The following is a 20,323-nucleotide window of genomic DNA, read 5'->3' as shown; positions in this document are numbered from 1 at the left end:
CATAGTGTTTCGGTGGTTATAGCGTGAGGGAAACGCCCGGTTACATTCCGAACCCGGAAGCTAAGCCTTACAGCGCCGATGGTACTGCAGGGGGGACCCTGTGGGAGAGTAGGACGCCGCCGAACAATTATTCAAAGGGTTGGTCCCTGAACTTCGGTTCAGGGACCAACCCTTTTTTGTTGTGCGTCACTTGAAGTTCACGTTGCGCGCTCAGCATCCCAAGCATGGGTACTGCTGCAATGCTCCGGGCTGCCGGCGTCGGTATCGGTGACGAGGTTGTCGTACCGGCCTTCGGGAACATGGAAGTCGCCGAGGCCGTGGTTCTGGCCGGTGCGCTGCCGGTGTTCGCCGACATAGATCCCCTGACGTACTGCTTGGACGCCTCCACTGTCGAGGCGGCCGTGACTCCGCGGACGGCGGCCGTTGTCGTCGTCCATCGCTTCGGCCGGCCGGCCGACATGATCGGGCTGTTGGGCGTGGGGGAGCGGCACGGGCTGCTCGTGCTCCAGGAGGGCGAGTCCGAGGCGCCGTACGACGAGGTCGCTCAGCGCAGGGAGCGGGCCGCTTATCTCGACGCGAAGTTGAGGGGGGTGCGGACGCCTGAAGGGGCTGTTGGGCACACCTACCAGCAGTACGTGGTGCGGGTGCCTGGGAATGGGCGGCCGGACCGGGACGCGTTCGCTCGGGCCGTGCGGGCCAGGGGAGTCGAGTGCCGGGTGCCGGTGAAGACGCCCGTGCATCGGCTGCCGGAGTTCCGTCGGTGTGTGTCCCTGCCGGAGACCGAGCGGGCGGCCGACGACACGCTCGCTCTGCCGGTGGACGCCTCGCTGACCAAGCGGGACATGCAGCGGATCGTGGGTGCCTGCAACGCCCTGGGAGGACTGCTTCAGCCGGCGTTCTGAGGGACCGTGTGTCCGGGTGAGCGCAGTTGGGAGCACGGGTCTGTTCGGGGTATGATCTATTTCGTTGCCGCGGGGGAAACCTCGTAGGGCGACAGGCCCCCATAGCTCAGTCGGCAGAGCGTCTCCATGGTAAGGAGAAGGTCAACGGTTCGATTCCGTTTGGGGGCTCCAGAACAAAAGGCCTCCGCCCTTTCGGGCGGAGGCCTTTCGCTTGCCCTGGTGGATTCCCGTCAGTCCTTCTGGAGGCCCGGGACACGCATCGCGAGGATCGCCATGTCGTCGGAGGGGGCGTCCGACGCGAAGCGTTCGACCGCGCGCATGATGCGGGCGGCGACCGCGCCCGCGGTGAGGCCGGTGCAGGTGCTGAGGACCTCGGCGAGGCCGTCGTCGCCCAACATGCGGGCGCCCTCGCGGCGTTCGGTGACGCCGTCCGTGACGCACAGGAGGACGTCGCCCGGGTCCAGGGTGACCGCCTGCTCGTAGAGCTCCAGGTCCTCGATGACGCCGAGGAGCGGCTGCGGCTCCGCGGCTGGTTCGACCGTGCCGTCCTGGCGGAGGCGCAGCGGGAGGGGGTGGCCGGCGCAGACCACCTTCAGCTGGGCGCTGCCGTCCTCCTGGGGCCACAGCTCGCCGTAGAGGAGTGTCAGGAAGCGGCTGCGGGCTCCCTCGTCGAGGATGGCGGAGTTGAGGCGCTCCAGGACCGCCGGGCCGCTCAGGCCCTCGCGAGCGAGCAGCCTGAGGGCGTGGCGGGCCAGGCCCGTGACCGCCGCCGCGTTCGGGCCGGTGCCGCAGACGTCGCCGATGGCGAAGCCGTAGGCGCCGTCGCGGATGGGGAAGAGGTCGTAGAAGTCGCCGCCGACCTCGTTGCCCTCGCCGGCCGCGCGGTAGATGACCTCGACCTCGACGCCGCCGATCTCGGGGAGCTCGGGCGGCAGGAGGCTGCGCTGGAGGGACTGGCTGATGGCTGTGCGCTCGGAGTAGAGGCGGGCGTTGTCCAGGGCCAGGGCGGCTCGGCGGGACAAGTCCTCGGCCAGTTCCAGGATTTCCTGGCGGAAGTGCTCGTCCGTGGGCTTGCCGAGGGTCAGCATGCCGATGACGCGGTTGCGCGCGACCAGTGGCAGGACGACGGTCTCGCCGCCGACGGCGGAGGCCGTGGCGAGCGTGGGGCCGATGCCGGAGGCGATCTGGTGGGTCGGGCCGCCACTGAGGCCGAGGCTGCGCATGGAGCTGCGCAGGGCCGCCTGGTGGGCCGCCTCGCCGGGGGCCGACCAGACGCGGGCGCCGGGGGTGGGGACCGGGTCCGGAGGCTGGATCTTCGACAGCAACGACTTGATGCCGTCGATGAGTTCCTCGTCCTCGTGCAGGACGTACGACAGGTAGGGGTCGGAGGCCTGGTCGGCGATCGTGTAGACCGCGCACCAGGTGGCGAGGGTGGGGACCGTCATCTGCGCCATGAGGGCGAGGGTCTGGTCGCGGTCCAGGGTGCCGGCGAGGAGGTCGGAGGCTTCGACGAGGAAGCTGAGCGAGCCTCGGCGCAGGCGTTCCAGTTCGCCCAGGCGGGCCGACTCGACCGCCAGCGCGATGCGGTCGGCGGCGAACTGGAGCCGTAGGGCCTCTTCGTTCGAGTATCTGCCGGGGGACTCGGCGGCGACGCCGAGGGAGCCGGTGAGGCGGCCCTCGACCTTGAGGGGGACGGTGACGACCGAGCGCATGCCGGTGCCGCTCAGCAGCGGGACGGCGCCGGGGACGGCCGTGAGGTCGTCGTGGACGGCCGGCATGCGGGCCGAGCCGTAGCGGCCGGGGCCCGCCTCCACGGGGACGCGGGCGAAGCGCTGGCGGGCGGAGGGCAGGCCGGTGGAGGCGCGGACCTCCAGTTCGGTCTCGTCGTCGGTGGCGAGGAGCAGGAAGGCGGAGTCGCCGTCGAGCATGTCGCGTGCGCGTTCGACCGTGCGCTGGAGGAGGCCGTCGAGGTCGTCCGGGGCCGGGGAGCCGATGAACACCTCGAAGGGGTCGGTGCTCTGGCCGTCGGACGAGGACGTGGAGTCGGCGGGGACCCGCAACGGCGTCTGGAGTACGGCCCGTTCGTGGTCGCGGACGAGGAGGCAGACCGTGGAGGGCTCGCCCGCGGTGTCGCGGACCCGCAGGTGGGAGGCGTACACGGAGGTGACGCGGCCGTTGGAGTCCCTTATGCCGTAGCTGCCCTCCCAGCGGGAGAGGCGGAGGGCCTCGGCGATGCCGGTGCTGGTGCCGGGGGTGTGCGGCCAGGCCGCGAGGTCGGTGAGCGGTTTGCCGATGATCAGGTCGGCGGTGTAGCCGAAGAGTTCCTCGGCGTCCTCGTTCCAGGACGTGATGGCGCCCGTGCGGTCGATCTGGACGACGGCGACGCGGACGCGGCCGTCGGCGAGGGGGAGGAGGTCGGCGGGGAGGGAGGGGCCCGCGGCGCGGGTGCCCACCGGGCGTTCGGGGAGGTCGAGTTGGAACCAGACCTGCTTGTGCGTGGGGGTGTACTCGACGCCCCAGCGGCCGGACAGGGCCGCGCACAGCTGGAGGCCGCGGCCGCCCTCGCGGTCGGGGTTGCCCATGTTGACGGCCTGGCCCTGGAGGGGGATCTCGCGTTCCGGGTAGCGGTCGGCGACCTCGATCCGTACGCCGTCGTCACTCCGTAGGCACAACACGTCCGCGGACGTGCCCGCGTGCACCACGGCGTTGGTCACCAGTTCGCTGGTGAGGACGACGGCGTCGTCGACGATGTCGGCGAAGCCCCAGCCCTGGAGGGTGTCGCGGACGAAGGAGCGGGCGCTCGCGACCGATCGCCCGACGGGCTCGAAGCTGGCGGCCGCGCGCGCGGTGATCACAGAACTCCTCGACCGGTTGTCGGCGTGCAGGGCTGCCTGGTCGACCGGCGGCTCCTGCCGCTGATGCGGCAGGCCGCCCGTCGGCCGGGGGTCCGGGGGCTGTCCCCCGGGGATCAGTCCGGTGGTCATGTGTGCGGCCGCCCTCCGATGCCCGCTCGTGCTCGTGCCACCGCCCAGGCCGGACGGACCGGCTCGGCTGGACAGCCGCATGCAAGGTTACTTACCTTCCCCGTCCACGCGGATGCCGGTCCGCAGTGTTTCCGTCCGGAGGGTGTGCGGACGATGTGCGAAGCTGCCGAACTGTTATGGCCTGGTTCAGCCAGGGTGAAACACTGGGCAAGCTTCTGGTGAAGGTACTGGCAGGCTGGGTGTGGTTTGCACATGGTGGGCAGCAGCCCCAGGGTGTGACCTGATGGATCGGGCAGGAATACGCAGCAGTAACAGCAGTAACCGGTACGCCGAGCAGTAGTACCCGACACAGCAGTAACGGTCGACCCCTGCGGGAGGGACACAGTGGAGTCTGGCGCAGCGACGCGGGGCACGAAGACGCGCTCGAAGGGCGGGCAGTCCCCAAGTAACCAGCGCAAGGCGCGAGGCGGTACCACCACGGTGGACTCGGCTGCCCTGGACCGGCTGCTGGTGGCTCTCGTGGCGATGCGCGACGGGAACTTCCGCAAGCGGCTCACGGTGTCCGGCGACGGCGTGATGACCGAGATCGCGGCGGTTTTCAACGAGGTCGCCGACCGTAATCTGCATTTGACGGGCGAATTGTCCCGGGTGCGGCGCATGGTGGGCCGTGAGGGAAAGCTCACGGAACGGCTGGAAACCGGCGCCTGTGAGGGCTCCTGGGCGACGGCGATCGACAACTCGAACGCGCTGGTCGACGATCTCGTACGGCCTGTCTCCGAGGTCAGCCGGGTGCTGTCCGCGGTGGCCGAGGGTGATCTGTCGCCGCGTATGGAGCTGCGGACGCAGGCGCCGGACGGTACCGGGCATCCGTTGCGCGGGGAGTTCCTGAAGGTCGGGCGGACCGTCAACAACCTGGTCGACCAGCTGTCGACGTTCACCGACGAGGTCACGCGTGTGGCCAGTGAGGTGGGTACCGAGGGCAAGCTGGGCGGTCAGGCGCGGGTGCGCGGTATGTCCGGTTCCTGGAAGGATCTGACTGAGTCCGTCAACACGATGGCGTACCGGCTGACGGCCCAGGTGCGGGACATCGCGTTGGTGACCACGGCAGTCGCCAAGGGTGACTTGTCCCGGAAGGTCACGGTTCATGTGGCCGGCGAGATGCTGGAGCTGAAGAACACCGTCAACACGATGGTGGACCAGCTGTCGTCGTTCTCCTCCGAGGTGACCCGCGTCGCGCGTGAGGTGGGCGTCGAGGGCGAGCTGGGCGGTCAGGCGCAGGTGCCGGGTGTGGCCGGTGTGTGGAAGGACCTCACCGATTCGGTGAACCTGATGGCCGGCAACCTGACGGCCCAGGTGCGGGGCATCTCCCAGGTGACGACCGCGGTCGCCAGCGGTGACCTTTCCCAGAAGGTGACGGTCTCGGCGCGCGGCGAGATCGCGCAGCTCGCCGACACGATCAACCAGATGACCGAGACGCTTCGGATCTTCGCGGACGAGGTCACGCGGGTGGCCAGCGAGGTGGGTACCGAGGGCAAGCTGGGCGGTCAGGCGCAGGTGCCCGGTGTGGCCGGTGTGTGGAAGGACCTCACCGATTCGGTGAACACGGTCTTCAGGAACCTCACCACGCAGGTGCGGGACATCGCGCAGGTGACGACGGCCGTGGCCAGCGGTGATCTGTCGCAGAAGGTCACCGTCAACGTGGCCGGCGAGATGCTGGAGATGAAGAACACCGTCAACACGATGGTGGACCAGCTGTCCGCGTTCAGTGCCGAGGTGACGCGGGTGGCACGCGAGGTCGGCGTCGAGGGCGAACTGGGTGGCCAGGCGGAGGTGCTCGGGGCCGCCGGTACGTGGAAGGACCTGACGGATTCCGTCAACACGGCGTTCCGGAACCTCACCGGACAGGTGAGGAACATCGCGCAGGTGACGACGGCCGTGGCCAACGGTGATCTGTCGCAGAAGGTCACCGTGGACGTCTCGGGCGAGATGCTCCAGCTGAAGAACACCGTGAACACGATGGTGGACCAGCTGTCGTCCTTCGCAGACCAGGTGACGCGGATGGCCCGGGACGTGGGCACGGAGGGCCGGCTGGGCGGTCAGGCCGTCGTACCGGGGGTGTCCGGTACGTGGAAGGAACTCACCGACTCCGTCAACTTCATGGGCGGCAACCTCACCTCGCAGGTGCGGCAGATCGCCCAGGTGACGACGGCCGTGGCCCGTGGTGACCTGTCCCAGAAGATCGACGTCGACGCGCGCGGCGAGATCCTGGAGCTGAAGAACACCATCAACACGATGGTCGACCAGCTGTCCGCCTTCGCCGACCAGGTGACCCGGGTGGCCCGTGAGGTGGGCACCGAGGGCCGCCTGGGCGGCCAGGCGCAGGTGCCCGGCGTGGCCGGTGTGTGGCGGGATCTGACCGACTCCGTGAACGGCATGGCGTCCAACCTGACGGACCAGATGCGCAACATCGCGCAGGTCGCCACGGCGGTGGCCCGGGGTGACCTGTCCCAGAAGATCACCGTGGACGCGCGCGGCGAGATCCTGGAGCTGAAGAACACCCTGAACACGATGGTGGACCAGCTGTCCTCCTTCGCCGAAGAGGTCACCCGGGTGGCCCGTGAGGTGGGCACGGACGGCATCCTCGGCGGCCAGGCCGAGGTGCAGGGTGTCTCCGGCACCTGGAAGGACCTCACGCAGTCCGTGAACGGCATGGCGAACAACCTGACCATCCAGGTGCGCAACATCGCCGAGGTCACGACCGCGGTCGCCAAGGGCGACCTGTCGAAGAAGATCACCGTCGACGCGAAGGGCGAGATCCTCGAACTCGTCAGCACCGTGAACACGATGGTGGACCAGCTGTCGTCCTTCGCCGAGCAGGTGACCCGGGTGGCCCGTGAGGTGGGCACCGAGGGAATCCTGGGCGGACAGGCGCATGTGCCCGGTGTCGTGGGCATCTGGAAGGACCTGAGCGACAACGTCAACCTCATGGCCAACAACCTGACCGTGCAGGTGCGGAACATCTCCCAGGTCGCCTCGGCGGTCGCCAACGGCGACCTGACCCGGACGGTGACGATCGAGGCGCGCGGCGAGGTCGCGCAGCTCGCCGACACGTTCAACACCATGGTGAAGACGCTGAGTTCGTTCGCCGACCAGGTCACCAAGGTGGCCCGCGAGGTGGGCACGGACGGCATCCTGGGCGGCCAGGCGCGGGTGCCCGGTGTGGCCGGTACCTGGAAGGACCTCACCGAGTCCGTGAACCAGATGGCGTCCAACCTGACCGGCCAGGTGCGGAACATCGCCATGGTCACGACGGCCATCGCCAAGGGTGACCTGACGAAGAAGATCGACATCGATGCCCGGGGCGAGATCCTCGAACTCAAGACGACGATCAACACGATGGTCGACCAGCTGTCCTCCTTCGCCGAGGAGGTCACCCGGGTCGCCCGTGAGGTGGGCACGGAAGGCCAGCTGGGCGGCCAGGCACGCGTGCGTGACGTCGACGGCACCTGGCGGGACCTGACCGAGTCCGTGAACGAGATGGCCGGGAACCTGACCCGGCAGGTGCGTGCCATCGCGCGCGTGGCGACCGCGGTGACCCGCGGCGACCTGAACCTGAAGATCGACGTGGACGCGTCCGGGGAGATCCAGGAACTCCAGGACTACATCAACAAGATGATCGCCAACCTGCGCGACACCACGATCGCCAACAAGGAGCAGGACTGGCTCAAGGGCAACCTCGCCCGCATCTCCGCCTTGATGCAGGGCCGCCGAGATCTGGCGGACGTGGCCTCGCTGATCATGAGCGAGCTGACGCCGGTGGTGTCCGCGCAGCACGGCGCGTTCTTCCTCGCGATGCCGCTCCTGGACGGCAAGGACATCAGCGCCGAGAGCGAGGACGCGTACGAGCTGCGCATGCTGGGGTCGTACGGCTACTCGATGGGATCCATGCCGACGTCCTTCCGGCCCGGTGAGGCGCTCATCGGGACGGCCGCCCAGGAGAAGCGCACGGTCCTGGTGGAGAACGCGCCCAGCGGCTATCTGAAGATCTCCTCGGGCCTCGGCGAGGCGCCGCCCGCGCAAGTGATCGTCCTTCCGGTGCTGTTCGAGGGCAAGGTGCTCGGCGTCATCGAGCTGGCCTCCTTCACTCCCTTTACGCAGATCCAGAAGGACTTCCTCAACCAGATCGCCGAGATGATCGCGACCAGCGTCAACACCATCTCCGTCAACACCAAGACCGAGGTGCTGCTGAAGCAGTCGCAGGAGCTGACCGAGCAACTGCGAGAGCGGTCGGCGGAGCTGGAGAACCGGCAGAAGGCCCTCCAGGCGTCCAACGCCGAGCTGGAGGAGAAGGCCGAGCTGCTGGCCCAGCAGAACCGTGACATCGAGGTGAAGAACACCGAGATCGAGGAGGCGCGGCAGGTCCTGGAGGAGCGTGCCGAGCAGCTCGCGGTGTCGATGCGCTACAAGAGCGAGTTCCTCGCCAACATGTCGCACGAGCTGCGGACGCCGCTGAACTCGTTGCTGATCCTGGCCAAGCTGCTCGCCGACAACGCGGAGGGCAACCTCTCGCCGAAGCAGGTCGAGTTCGCCGAGACGATCCACGGTGCCGGATCCGACCTGCTCCAGCTGATCAACGACATCCTCGACCTGTCGAAGGTCGAGGCGGGCAAGATGGACGTCTCCCCGACGCGTATCGCGCTCGTGCAGCTCGTGGACTACGTGGAGGCCACCTTCCGGCCGCTGACCGCGGAGAAGGGCCTCGACCTGTCCGTACGGGTCTCGCCGGAACTGCCCGCCACGCTGCACACCGACGAACAGCGGCTGCTGCAGGTGCTGCGCAACCTGCTGTCCAACGCGGTGAAGTTCACCGATTCCGGTGCGGTCGAGCTGGTGATCCGGCCCGCCGGACGGGACGTGCCGATGGCGATCAGGGAGCAGCTGCTGGAGACCGGTTCGCTGCGGGACGCGGACGCGGACCTGATCGCGTTCTCCGTGACCGACACCGGTATCGGCATCGCGGCCAGCAAGATGCGGGTGATCTTCGAGGCGTTCAAGCAGGCGGACGGGACGACCAGCCGCAAGTACGGCGGCACCGGTCTCGGGCTGTCGATCTCGCGGGAGATCGCCCAGCTGCTCGGCGGTGAGATCCACGCGCAGAGCGAGCCGGGGCGTGGTTCGACCTTCACGCTGTATTTGCCGCTGCACCCGAGTGAACTGCCGCCGCAGGGCTACCAGCAGGCCATGCCCTCCCTGGAGGCCGGCGACCTGGTGGCGTCCGCCTCGGGGCTGCCCCAGTTGTCGACGGAGCTGTCCGACGTGGAGGTCGAGACCCCGGCCGAGGTGCGCTCGTACCGGGAGACGCAGAACGGAGCGGCCGCGCTCTTCCGGCGCCGCCGGCGGCCCGTTCAGGAGATCGAGCAGCGGCACGCGGAGCAGGAGGGGTGGCCCACGGCCACCGAGCAGGAGTCCGCGCCCAAGTCGCGCCGGGGCATCCGGTTCGGCGGGGAGAAGGTGCTCATCGTCGACGACGACATCCGCAACGTCTTCGCGCTGACCAGCGTCCTGGAACAGCACGGTCTGTCCGTGCTGTACGCCGAGAACGGCCGCGAGGGCATCGAGGTCCTGGAGCAGCACGACGACGTGGCGGTCGTCCTGATGGACATCATGATGCCCGAGATGGACGGCTATGCGACGACCACGGCGATCCGCAGGATGCCGCAGTTCGCCGGACTGCCGATCATCGCGCTGACCGCCAAGGCGATGAAGGGCGACCGGGAGAAAGCGATCGAATCGGGCGCCTCCGACTACGTGACCAAGCCGGTCGACCCGGATCATCTGCTGACCGTGATGCAGCAGTGGATGCGCGGTGAGTGAGGGCCGGAACGGGTGGCGAGTGACGGGGAGGCGCGGGCTTTGTCGGGACTTCGTGACCATGTGGCGGGAACCTTCGTCAGGTGCCCCGAGTTGCTGACTCAGGGTGGCCGACATCGTGTAGAAGTACGGGATTCGGGGAACCTTCTGGTCTCCTGCTGCGTTTCTGCTACGTGCACAGTGACATCGCGGTGACAGGGTGTGGCGACGGGCGGGGTGCGGCTACGATGACCGGCACAAGGACGGGCGGCGAAAGGGAGTCGTCCCCTGGGGCGGCGCCGGTCGGCGTCACCCCAAGTCCTGCGGACAGGGGAGGCCCCACGCCGGGGCGAGGAGGGCGGGCCATGGTGCAGAAGGCCAAGATCCTCCTGGTCGATGACCGGCCGGAGAATCTGCTGGCGCTGGAGGCCATCCTCTCTGCGCTCGATCAGACGCTGGTGCGGGCATCGTCCGGGGAGGAAGCGCTCAAAGCACTGCTCACGGACGACTTCGCGGTCATTCTGCTGGACGTCCAGATGCCGGGCATGGACGGATTCGAGACGGCCGCGCACATCAAGCGGCGGGAGAGGACCCGGGACATCCCGATCATCTTCCTCACCGCGATCAACCACGGACCGCACCACACCTTCCGCGGGTACGCGGCGGGCGCGGTCGACTACATCTCCAAGCCGTTCGACCCCTGGGTGCTGCGCGCCAAGGTCTCCGTCTTCGTCGAGCTGTACATGAAGAACTGCCAACTGCGGGAGCAGGCGGCGCTGCTGCGGCTCCAGTTGGAGGGCGGCGGCAAGGCCGCGGTCGGCGACACGAAGGAGCCGGCGGGGCTGCTCGCCGAGCTTTCGGCGCGCCTGGCGGCGGTCGAGGAGCAGGCCGAGGCCCTCTCCAAGCAACTGGACGACGAGTCCGCGGACGCGGCGGCCGTGGCCACCGCGGCCCATCTCGAACGCAAACTCACCGGACTGCGGCGGGCGCTGGACGCGCTGGAGCCGGGCACCGGGAGTTCGCCGACGGTGCCGTCGCAGAACTGACGCGTGACACGGGTGCCGTTGCGTATGAGCGTGCGTCACTTCCGTGCCTTTTCACGGGCGACACGAACGGGTGAAGCAGTGGGCACACGTGTCCGCTGCCTTCTCCACCGGTAACCTCACCTCCATGGCCTCACGTCCCTCCGCAGCCAAGAAGCAGCCGGCGAAGAAGGCTGCCGCCGCGAAGGCTCCGGCGAAGAAGGCCGCAGCGAAGAAAGCACCCGCGAAGAAGGCGCCCGCCAAGAAGGCAGCGGCGAAGAAGGCCGCGCCGCCGAAGCCGGCGCCCAGCCCCACCGGGGGCATCTACCGACTCGTGCGAGCGCTCTGGCTCGGGCTGGCGCACGCCGTCGGCGCCGTGTTCCGCGGCATAGGGCAGGGCGCCAAGAACCTCGACCCGGCCCACCGAAAGGACGGCGTGGCGCTGCTGCTGCTCGGCCTCGGGCTGATCGTCGCCGCCGGTACCTGGTCGAGCCTGCGCGGTCCCGTCGGCGACCTCGTCGAGATGCTGGTGACCGGCGCCTTCGGACGGCTCGACCTGCTGGTGCCGATACTGCTCGCGGTCATCGCCGTACGGTTCATCCGGCATCCCGAGAAGCCCGAGGCCAACGGCCGCATCGTGATCGGTCTGTCCGCGCTCGTCATCGGCGTGCTCGGCCAGGTCCACATCGCCTGCGGCTCGCCCGCCCGCAGTGAGGGCATGCAGGCGATAAGGGACGCCGGCGGGCTCATCGGCTGGGGAGCGGCGACCCCGCTGACGTACACGATGGGCGAGGTCCTCGCCGTACCGCTGCTCGTGCTGCTCACGGTCTTCGGGCTGCTGGTCGTCACGGCCACGCCGGTCAACGCCATCCCGCGACGGCTGCGGGAGCTCGGGGTGCGGCTCGGCGTCGTGCACGACCCGGCCGAGGACGAGCTCGGTGAGGACGACGAGCGCTACGACGACCAGTGGCGCGAGGCGCTCCCTGCCCGCACCCGCAGGCGCGGTTCCGCCCCCGAGGCGTACGACCCCGACAGCGCGGAGCAGGAGGCCCTCTCGCGGCGTCGTGGCCGCCCCCGGCGCTCCGCGGTGCCGCAGCCCGACATGGGCCGTTCCATGGACGCCGTGGACGTCGCCGCGGCGGCCGCCGCCGCGCTCGACGGTGCCGTGATGCACGGCATGCCGCCCTCGCCGATCGTCGCCGACCTCACCCAGGGCGTCACCGTCGGGGACCGTGAGGAGACGACGCCCACCCCGGCCCCGAGTCCCGTGCCGTCGCCGGCGGCGCGGCCCAGGCAGGAGAAGCTGGACGCGGGCGTCGCGGACCTCACCAAGGCCGCGCCCGAGGTCCCCCGCGACCTGCCGCCGCGCGCCGAGCAGCTCCAGCTGTCCGGCGACATCACCTACGCGCTGCCCTCGCTCGACCTCCTCACGCGCGGCGGCCCCGGCAAGGCGCGCAGTGCCGCCAACGACGCCGTCGTTGCCTCGCTGACGAACGTCTTCTCCGAGTTCAAGGTCGACGCCGCCGTCACCGGCTTCACCCGCGGGCCGACGGTCACGCGCTACGAGGTCGAGCTCGGTCCCGCCGTGAAGGTCGAGCGGATCACCGCGCTGACCAAGAACATCGCGTACGCCGTCGCCAGCCCCGATGTACGGATCATCAGCCCGATCCCCGGCAAGTCGGCCGTCGGCATCGAGATCCCGAACACCGACCGCGAGATGGTCAACCTCGGCGACGTGCTGCGCCTGGCCGCCGCCGCGGAGGACGACCATCCGATGCTCGTCGCGCTCGGCAAGGACGTGGAGGGCGGCTACGTCATGGCCAACCTCGCGAAGATGCCGCACGTCCTCGTCGCCGGTGCGACCGGTTCCGGCAAGTCGTCCTGCATCAACTGCCTGATCACGTCGATCATGGTCCGGGCGACACCCGAGGACGTCCGGATGGTCCTGGTCGACCCCAAGCGCGTCGAGCTGACCGCCTACGAGGGCATCCCGCACCTGATCACGCCGATCATCACCAACCCGAAGCGGGCCGCCGAGGCGCTCCAGTGGGTCGTACGGGAAATGGATCTGCGCTACGACGACCTGGCGGCGTACGGCTACCGGCACATCGACGACTTCAACCAGGCCATAAGGGACGGCAAGGTCAAGCCGCCCGAGGGCAGCGAGCGGGAGCTCCAGCCGTACCCGTATCTGCTGGTGATCGTCGACGAGCTCGCCGACCTGATGATGGTCGCGCCGCGGGACGTCGAGGACGCGATCGTGCGCATCACTCAGCTCGCGCGCGCGGCCGGTATCCACCTGGTGCTGGCCACGCAGCGGCCGTCGGTGGACGTCGTCACCGGTCTGATCAAGGCGAACGTGCCCTCGCGGCTGGCCTTCGCCACCTCCTCGCTCGCGGACTCGCGGGTCATCCTCGACCAGCCCGGTGCCGAGAAGCTGATCGGCAAGGGCGACGGCCTGTACCTGCCGATGGGGCAGAACAAGCCCACCCGTATGCAGGGCGCCTTCGTGACCGAGGAGGAGGTCGCCACCGTCGTCCAGCACTGCAAGGACCAGATGGCGCCGGTCTTCCGGGACGACGTCACCGTGGGCACCAAGCAGAAGAAGGAGATCGACGAGGAGATCGGCGACGACCTCGACCTGCTGTGCCAGGCGGCCGAGCTGGTCGTCTCCACCCAGTTCGGGTCGACCTCGATGCTCCAGCGCAAGCTGCGGGTCGGCTTCGCCAAGGCCGGGCGCCTCATGGACCTGATGGAGTCCCGGGGGATCGTCGGACCGAGCGAAGGCTCAAAGGCTCGTGATGTTCTTGTGAAGCCTGACGAGCTGGACGGAGTGCTCGCGGTGATCCGCGGGGAGGCTTAAAGAGAAGGCCAAGGCGGGTGTTCGATCGTGACCCACCCGTAAGGGATCATTGAGCAACCGTTTCCCTTCGGCGTACGTCAAGTTGAGGGAAGCGAAATGCTGCTGCCCCACCATCGGCGTGTCCGGCCATACCGATGGCGTACAAAGTCCCACCGCCCGGTTGCCTCACCCTTTCGTACCCCCCATAGACTGAACCTCCAGCACAGGCGGCTAAAACGCTCGAAAGGCGCCCCCGTGTCCATCGGCAACTCCCCTGAAGACGAGCGTCCGTTCGAAGACGACCGTGAGGAAGCCCGCCCCTCCATCGGCCGCGCCCTCCAACAGGCGCGCATCGCGGCCGGGCTGACCGTCGACGATGTCAGTAGTGCCACCCGCGTCCGCCTCCCCATCGTGCACGCCATCGAGGCGGACGATTTCACTCCGTGTGGTGGGGATGTGTACGCGCGGGGGCACATCCGCACGCTGGCCAAGGCTGTCCACCTCGATCCCGCCCCGCTGCTGGCCCAGTACGACGACGCCCACGGCGGCCGTCCGGCTCCCACGCCGGCCGCACCGCTGTTCGAGGCGGAACGCATCCGTCCGGAGCGGCGCGGGCCGAACTGGACCGCCGCCATGGTCGCCGCGATCGTCGCCGTGGTCGGCTTCGTCGGCTTCACCGCGTTCAAGGGTGATGGCGACGACGGCTCGAAGACGCAGGTCGCGGAGGGATCCAAGCCCTCGACCAGCACGTCTCCCTCGCCCACGCCGAAGAACGACAAGCCCGAGGCCCCGAAGCCCGCGCCCTCCGACAGCGCGATCGCCGCCGCGCCCCAGGACAAGGTGACCGTCCAGGTCACCGCCGCCGACGGCAAGAGCTGGATCCACGCCAAGGACCACAACGGCCGACAGATGTTCGACGGTCTGCTCGAGCAGGGCGAGTCCCGGACCTTCCAGGACAGCGAGAAGATCAACCTCGTCCTCGGCGACGCCGGGGCGATCCAGCTGTACGTGAACGGCAAGAAGATCGACGACGACTGGGAGCCGGGTGCCGTGGAACGGCTCACGTACACCAAGGGCGACCCCCAGGCGGGCTGAGGGATCCCTTCGGACGCGTTCGGTACGGGGTTGGCCAAGATCGGCCAACCCCGTCGACGTGGGCTGTCAGTGAGACAAAGTAGTCTTGAGCCCATGCCTGAACGCCGTACCGTCGCACTTGTCACTCTTGGCTGCGCCCGCAACGAGGTGGACTCGGAGGAGCTCGCAGGCCGTTTGGAGGCGGACGGCTGGGATCTCGTGGAGGACGCCGCGGACGCGGACGTCGCCGTCGTGAACACCTGCGGATTCGTCGAGGCCGCCAAGAAGGACTCCGTCGACGCCCTCCTGGAGGCGAACGACCTCAAGGGGCACGGCAGAACCCAGGCCGTCGTGGCGGTGGGCTGCATGGCCGAGCGGTACGGCAAGGACCTCGCCGAGGCCCTCCCGGAGGCCGACGGTGTGCTCGGCTTCGACGACTACACCGACATCTCCGACCGCCTCCAGACCATCCTGAACGGCGGCATCCACGCCTCGCACACCCCGCGCGACCGGCGCAAGCTGCTGCCGATCAGCCCCGCCGAGCGGCAGGGGTCGGCCGCCTCCGTCTCGCTGCCGGGGCACGGGCCGGCCGTGGAAGAGCCCCAGGCGGCCCCTGCCGACCTTCCGGAGGGCCTCGCTCCGGCCTCCGGCCCCCGGGCGCCCCTGCGGCGCCGTCTGGACGGCTCCCCGGTCGCCTCGGTGAAGCTCGCCTCCGGCTGCGACCGGCGCTGCTCCTTCTGCGCCATCCCGTCCTTCCGCGGCTCCTTCATCTCGCGCCGCCCCTCCGACGTCCTGAACGAGACGCGGTGGCTGGCCGAGCAGGGCGTCAAGGAGATCATGCTGGTCTCCGAGAACAACACCTCCTACGGCAAGGACCTCGGCGACATCCGCCTCCTGGAGTCCCTGCTGCCCGAGCTCGCCGAGGTGGACGGCGTCGAACGGGTGCGGGTCAGCTACCTCCAGCCGGCCGAGATGCGGCCCGGGCTGATCGACGTGCTGACCTCCACGCCCAAGGTCATGCCCTACTTCGACCTGTCCTTCCAGCACTCCGCCCCTGGTGTGCTGCGCGCGATGCGCCGCTTCGGCGACACCGACCGCTTCCTGGAACTGCTCGACACCATCCGGAGCAAGGCCCCCCAGGCCGGAGTGCGCTCCAACTTCATCGTCGGCTTCCCCGGCGAGACCGAGGCCGACCTCGCCGAGCTGGAGCGCTTCCTGAACGGCGCGCGGCTGGACGCCATCGGCGTCTTCGGGTACTCCGACGAGGAGGGCACCGAAGCGGCGACGTACGACAACAAGCTCGACGAGGACGTCGTCGCCGAGCGGCTCGCGCGGGTCTCCCGACTCGCCGAGGAACTCGTCTCCCAGCGGGCCGAGGAGCGTGTGGGCGAGACCGTCCAGGTGCTCGTGGAATCGGTGGACGACGAGGGCGTGTACGGCCGGGGCGAGCACCAGGCGCCCGAGACGGACGGCCAGGTGCTGCTCACGAGCGGCGCGGGACTGCGTGTCGGTCGTATGGTCGAGGCGAAGGTGGTCGGTACCGAAGGCGTCGACCTGGTGGCCGAGCCGCTCGAGGGCTCGCTCGGGTGTAGTGAGGAGGCGGGCAGATGACCGGAGTTCCGGCGTCCGCCGCGGGTGGCTCCTCGGCTGCCAAAGGCGCGGCCCCGGGCGCGACGGCCGCGGGGGCCGTTCCCGCCACCGGTGCGGTCTCCGGGGCTTCTGGGGCTGCCGCCGTCTCGGGGGCTTCCGGTGCCGTGGTCTCCGGCGTCTCCGGCGGTGATTCCGGTGCCAGGTCCGCGCGGGGCGGGAAGCTGACGGCCGCGGCCGTCAACCAGGCCAGTGTCTGGAACATCGCCAATCTGCTGACCATGCTCCGGCTGCTCCTCGTGCCGGGCTTCGTCGCGCTGATGCTGGCCGACGGCGGATACGACCCGGCGTGGCGTTCGCTCGCCTGGGCGGCCTTCGCCATCGCCATGATCACCGACCTGTTCGACGGGCATCTGGCCCGGACCTACAACCTCGTCACCGACTTCGGGAAGATCGCCGACCCCATCGCCGACAAGGCGATCATGGGAGCGGCGTTGATCTGCCTGTCCGCGCTCGGCGATCTGCCGTGGTGGGTGACCGCCGTGATCCTCGGCCGGGAACTCGGGATCACGCTGCTGCGTTTCCTCGTCATCCGCTACGGCGTCATTCCGGCGAGCCGCGGCGGGAAGCTGAAGACCCTCACGCAGGGCGTGGCCGTAGGGATGTACGTCCTGGCGCTGACGGGGCCGCTGGCCACCCTGAGGTTCTGGGTGATGGCTGCGGCGGTCGTCCTGACCGTGGCGACCGGGCTCGACTATGTGAGACAAGCCATTGTGCTGCGCCGGCAGGGAATCGCCGAGCGCGAGGCGGCGTTGGAGGAGACGGAAGCGTGAGTTCCCCGGCCACCGAAGTGGTACGACTACTGACGGTGAAGGGCGAGACGCTCGCTGTCGCCGAGTCGCTCACCGGCGGACTGGTTGCGGCGGAAATCACAGCGGCCCCTGGGGCGTCCAAGGCGTTCCGGGGCTCGGTGACGGCCTACGCCACCGAGCTCAAGCATCGACTGCTGGGTGTGGATGCCACTCTGCTGGCCGCACGCGGAGCGGTGGATCCGCAGGTCGCGGCCCAGATGGCGGCCGGAGTGCGCAAAGCGCTCGACGCCGACTGGGGCATCGCGACCACCGGAGTCGCCGGTCCGGAACCGCAGGACGGGAAGCCCGTCGGGACGGTTTTCGTGGCCGTCGACGGACCCTTCGAGGGTGCGTCCGGCACGTCGGGTGGCGGGAAAGTGACCGCATTGCGGTTGAACGGCGACCGCGCGGAAATTCGTATGGAGAGTGTACGGAGCGTACTCGCACTGCTCCTGACGGAGCTTGTGAGCGAATCGACTGGGAATGAGCGGGCACAGGATACGGAACGGAACGGGGGGTTTTGATGTTTGCAGCCCTGAGTGAACACGACATCGCTCCCCGCACGGCCGCGGCGCAAGGCGGTACGGTGGGGCGTAATGGATGCGGCTACGCGGTCCGAGGAGGGAGCCACCGATGATTCTGCTCCGTCGCCTGCTGGGTGACGTGCTGCGTCGGCAGCGCCAGCGCCAGGGCCGTACTCTGCGCGAAGTCTCCTCGTCCGCCCGAGTCTCACTCGGCTATCTCTCCGAGGTGGAGCGGGGGCAGAAGGAGGCTTCCTCCGAGCTGCTCTCCGCCATCTGCGACGCGCTGGACGTACGGATGTCCGAGCTCATGCGGGAAGTGAGCGACGAGCTCGCCCTCGCCGAGCTGGCCCAGTCTGCTGCGGCCACCCCCAGCGAACCTGTGAAGCCGGTTCGCCCGATGCTGGGTTCCGTCTCGGTGACCGGTGTGCCGCCGGAACGGGTGACGATCAAGGCGCCCGCCGAAGCGGTGGATGTCGTGGCCGCGTGATGTTCGCGCGGGTGTGCGCATGAGCTGACGATGCGCCGAAGACGTGTGCGAGGCCCCGGCCGGGGGTTCTCCGGATGACCTGTGACAGGTGAACCGGAGAGGCGCCGGTCGGGGCTTTCGTGCATCGTGGGCCAGGGGTGTCTGGCGTCGGGCTGGAGGTGGGTCCATGGCACGTCCGGCGGTGGGCTGGAGAACCTGGGGGACCCGGGGAGCTGTTTTCGGGTTGGGGGCCTTGTGGTGGTGGGCCGTGCTGCGGCTCGCGCTGTCGCCCGACGCGGGGGTGCTGGAAGGGGCGGTCGCCGCCGGGGGGTGGGGGCTGAGTCTGCTGCCGGTGCACTGTGTGCCGAAGGCACGGGCGGTCGGGGCCGTGGGGGATGGGCGGTGGCGGGCCGCGTGGCGGGGGGCATCCTCGGCGGGCGCGGGCGCGGGCGCGGGCGCGGGTGCGGGTGCCTGGCCGGACCGGGGTGCGCGTGGGGAGTCCGGTGGGGTTACCAGGGCATGGTCACGCCGCCGTTGGGGCGGAGGATCTGGCCCGTCGTGAAGGACGAGGCGTCGGAGGCCAGGTGGAGTACGGCGTGGGCGATGTCCTGCGGGTCTCCGACCCGGCCCAGGGGTGACATCCGGGCCATCAGCGATTCGGTGTGCGCCTGTGCCTCGGTGTCGTGGCGGTCGGTCATGGGGGTGCGGATCCAGCCCGGTGCGACCGCGTTGACCCGGATGCCGTGCCGGCCGACCTCGGTCGCCAGGGTCTTCGTCAGCTGGACGACGGCCGCCTTGGCCGCGCCGTAGCAGAGCAGGCCCGGCCCGCCGGTGTCCACGGCGCCGGAGGCCATGGTGACGATGCTGCCCCTGGTCCCGTGGGCGAGCATCAGGCGGGCGGCCTCCTGGCAGGCGTGGAGCACGCCTTTGAAGTTGACGTCCAGGACCCGGTCGAGGTCTTCGTCGCGGGTCTCCAGGACCGGGCTGCTGTGCATGATCCCGGCGATCGCGGCCAGGACGTCCAGACGCTCGCAGGAGGAGATGGCCCGGCGGAGCCGTTCGCGGTCGGTGACGTCGAGGTGGTGGGTGTGGGCGGTGCCGCCGGCCTCCTTGATGTGCCTGGCCGTCTCTTCGAGGCCCGCCGTGTCGAGGTCCGCGCAGTGCACGGTGGCGCCCGCTTCGGCGAGCAGGACTGCCGAGGCGCGTCCGATGCCGCTGGCGGCGCCTGTGACGAACGCGGTGCGGCCGGTGAGGTCGTACGCCTTGAGAGGCATGAGGGGACGGTACGAGGGTTTCTGACGGGTCGTCAATTGGTCGTACGGGGGCGGGTTCCCGGGGTGCGGTGGGCGCCCGGTGTCGGGGCGGGGCCCGGCTGGCAGGTCGGGCACCAGTAGGTGGGGCGTTCACGGGAGCCGTCGCCCTGGTCGGCCACTCTGATCGGGGTGTGGCAGCGGAGGCAGGGGCGGGGTGCGCGGCCGTAGACGAACAGGTCCTGGCCGCGGCGGCCCGTGGTGGTGCGGATCGGGCGGTCGCGGTTGGCTTCCAGGAGTTTCTTGGCCAGGGCGGGCAGGTGGGTGGCGCGGTCTGAGGGGAGGGCGCCGATGGGCAGCCACGGGGTGACGCCGAGCAGGAAGCAGAGCTCGCTCTTGTAGACGTTGCCGATTCCGGCGAGATTGCGCTGGTCGAGCAGGGCCTCGCCGAGGGGGCGGGCGGGGTCGGCGAGGAGGTTCGTCAGGGCCCGCTCCGGGTCCCAGTCCGGGCCGAGGAGGTCGGGACCCAGGTGGCCGACGGCGCGGTGCTCGTCTTTGGTGCGCAGGAGTTCGAGTACGGGGAGGCGGTAGCCGACGGCCGTGCGGTCGGCGGTGCCGAGGATCGCGCGGATCTGGTGGGCGGGGCCGCCGGTCCAGCGCTGGTGGGGTGCGTAGACCTTCCAGGAGCCGTCCATCCGCAGGTGCGAGTGGAGGGTCAGGCCGCCTTCGACGCGGGTGAGGAGGTGTTTGCCGCGGGGGGTGACGTCCAGGACGGTGCGGCCCGTGAGGTCGGCCGTGGCGTATCTGGGGACCCGCAGGTCGCTGCGGGTCAGGACCTTGCCCGCGAGGGCGTCGTCGAGGCGCTTCGCGGCCTGCCAGACCGTGTCTCCTTCGGGCATGGGTCAAGGGTGGCACGGTGGGGAGGTGGGGGCGGGGGCTGGCGTTGCTCGTTCGGCTTCGCTCGTTCGGCT

General features: G+C 69.5%; 13 protein-coding genes, 1 tRNA gene and 1 rRNA gene. 12 read left to right on the top strand and 3 right to left on the bottom strand.

The window, feature by feature from the left end; all coding sequences use genetic code 11:
* Positions 1 to 8 precede the first annotated feature (8 nt).
* From rrf to K4B79_RS34060, 3 genes are all read left to right on the top strand, one after another.
* A 5S ribosomal RNA gene (gene rrf, locus K4B79_RS34070) occupies positions 9 to 125 on the top strand.
* Between the two features lie 114 nt (positions 126 to 239).
* Positions 240 to 902 carry a DegT/DnrJ/EryC1/StrS family aminotransferase gene (locus K4B79_RS34065; RefSeq protein ID WP_232031193.1) on the top strand — a complete coding sequence of 221 codons (663 nt, stop codon included), beginning with the start codon at positions 240 to 242 and terminating at the stop codon, positions 900 to 902.
* A 95-nt stretch (positions 903 to 997) separates the two neighbouring features.
* A tRNA-Thr gene (locus K4B79_RS34060) sits at positions 998 to 1,073 on the top strand.
* Between the two features lie 59 nt (positions 1,074 to 1,132).
* On the opposite strand, the gene K4B79_RS34055 is transcribed toward K4B79_RS34060, so the two are convergent.
* Positions 1,133 to 3,886, bottom strand: a complete 2,754-nt coding sequence (locus tag K4B79_RS34055) for a SpoIIE family protein phosphatase (RefSeq protein ID WP_232031181.1) — start codon at positions 3,884 to 3,886, stop codon at positions 1,133 to 1,135.
* Between the two features lie 384 nt (positions 3,887 to 4,270).
* Here K4B79_RS34055 and K4B79_RS34050 point away from each other — a divergent pair, with 384 nt between their 5' ends.
* The 9 genes from K4B79_RS34050 to K4B79_RS34010 all read left to right on the top strand — a co-directional run bounded on the left by K4B79_RS34050 (position 4,271) and on the right by K4B79_RS34010 (position 18,664).
* Entirely contained in the window at positions 4,271 to 9,760 is a 5,490-nt protein-coding gene (locus K4B79_RS34050; RefSeq protein WP_232031180.1) for a HAMP domain-containing protein, read from the top strand.
* A 341-nt stretch (positions 9,761 to 10,101) separates the two neighbouring features.
* Complete coding sequence (locus K4B79_RS34045; protein WP_232031179.1) at positions 10,102 to 10,782, top strand: response regulator; 681 nt, start codon at positions 10,102 to 10,104, stop codon at positions 10,780 to 10,782.
* Positions 10,783 to 10,906: 124 nt separating this feature from the next.
* Positions 10,907 to 13,621, top strand: coding sequence for a DNA translocase FtsK (locus K4B79_RS34040; RefSeq protein ID WP_232031177.1), 2,715 nt, complete (start codon positions 10,907 to 10,909; stop codon positions 13,619 to 13,621).
* A gap of 234 nt (positions 13,622 to 13,855) precedes the next feature.
* On the top strand, positions 13,856 to 14,695 hold the full coding sequence (locus K4B79_RS34035; protein ID WP_232031176.1) for a helix-turn-helix domain-containing protein: 840 nt from the start codon (positions 13,856 to 13,858) through the stop codon (positions 14,693 to 14,695).
* A gap of 93 nt (positions 14,696 to 14,788) precedes the next feature.
* On the top strand, positions 14,789 to 16,285 hold the full coding sequence (gene rimO / locus K4B79_RS34030; protein ID WP_232031175.1) for a 30S ribosomal protein S12 methylthiotransferase RimO: 1,497 nt from the start codon (positions 14,789 to 14,791) through the stop codon (positions 16,283 to 16,285).
* Positions 16,282 to 17,094 (top strand): CDP-diacylglycerol--glycerol-3-phosphate 3-phosphatidyltransferase, encoded by an 813-nt coding sequence (pgsA, locus tag K4B79_RS34025; protein WP_232031174.1) that lies wholly within the window; start codon positions 16,282 to 16,284, stop codon positions 17,092 to 17,094. Before rimO ends, pgsA begins: the two co-directional genes overlap by 4 nt.
* Positions 17,091 to 17,636 (top strand): CinA family protein, encoded by a 546-nt coding sequence (locus K4B79_RS34020; RefSeq protein ID WP_232031173.1) that lies wholly within the window; start codon positions 17,091 to 17,093, stop codon positions 17,634 to 17,636. The genes pgsA and K4B79_RS34020 overlap by 4 nt, the downstream gene beginning before the upstream one ends.
* A 109-nt stretch (positions 17,637 to 17,745) precedes the next feature.
* On the top strand, positions 17,746 to 18,123 hold the full coding sequence (locus K4B79_RS34015; protein ID WP_067440800.1) for a helix-turn-helix domain-containing protein: 378 nt from the start codon (positions 17,746 to 17,748) through the stop codon (positions 18,121 to 18,123).
* 166 nt (positions 18,124 to 18,289) lie between these two features.
* The gene (locus K4B79_RS34010; RefSeq protein WP_232031172.1) at positions 18,290 to 18,664 is read left to right on the top strand and encodes a hypothetical protein; all 375 of its coding nucleotides are present in this window, start codon (positions 18,290 to 18,292) and stop codon (positions 18,662 to 18,664) included.
* On the opposite strand, the gene K4B79_RS34005 is transcribed toward K4B79_RS34010, so the two are convergent.
* Both K4B79_RS34005 and K4B79_RS34000 read right to left on the bottom strand, forming a co-directional pair.
* Positions 18,612 to 19,376, bottom strand: a complete 765-nt coding sequence (locus K4B79_RS34005; protein WP_232031171.1) for an SDR family NAD(P)-dependent oxidoreductase — start codon at positions 19,374 to 19,376, stop codon at positions 18,612 to 18,614. The two genes, K4B79_RS34010 and K4B79_RS34005, sit on opposite strands and share 53 nt — an antisense overlap.
* Before the next feature lie 32 nt (positions 19,377 to 19,408).
* A complete protein-coding gene (locus K4B79_RS34000; protein ID WP_232031170.1) occupies positions 19,409 to 20,251 on the bottom strand; it encodes an Fpg/Nei family DNA glycosylase in 843 nt (280 codons plus the stop codon).
* Positions 20,252 to 20,323 lie beyond the last annotated feature (72 nt).

This window comes from Streptomyces lincolnensis (assembly GCF_021173675.1).
In the GTDB taxonomy this organism is placed as follows: Bacteria; Actinomycetota; Actinomycetes; order Streptomycetales; family Streptomycetaceae; genus Streptomyces; species Streptomyces lincolnensis_B.
Note: the sequence above shows the minus strand (reverse complement) of the source record. Positions and strands in the feature narration are given on the sequence as shown.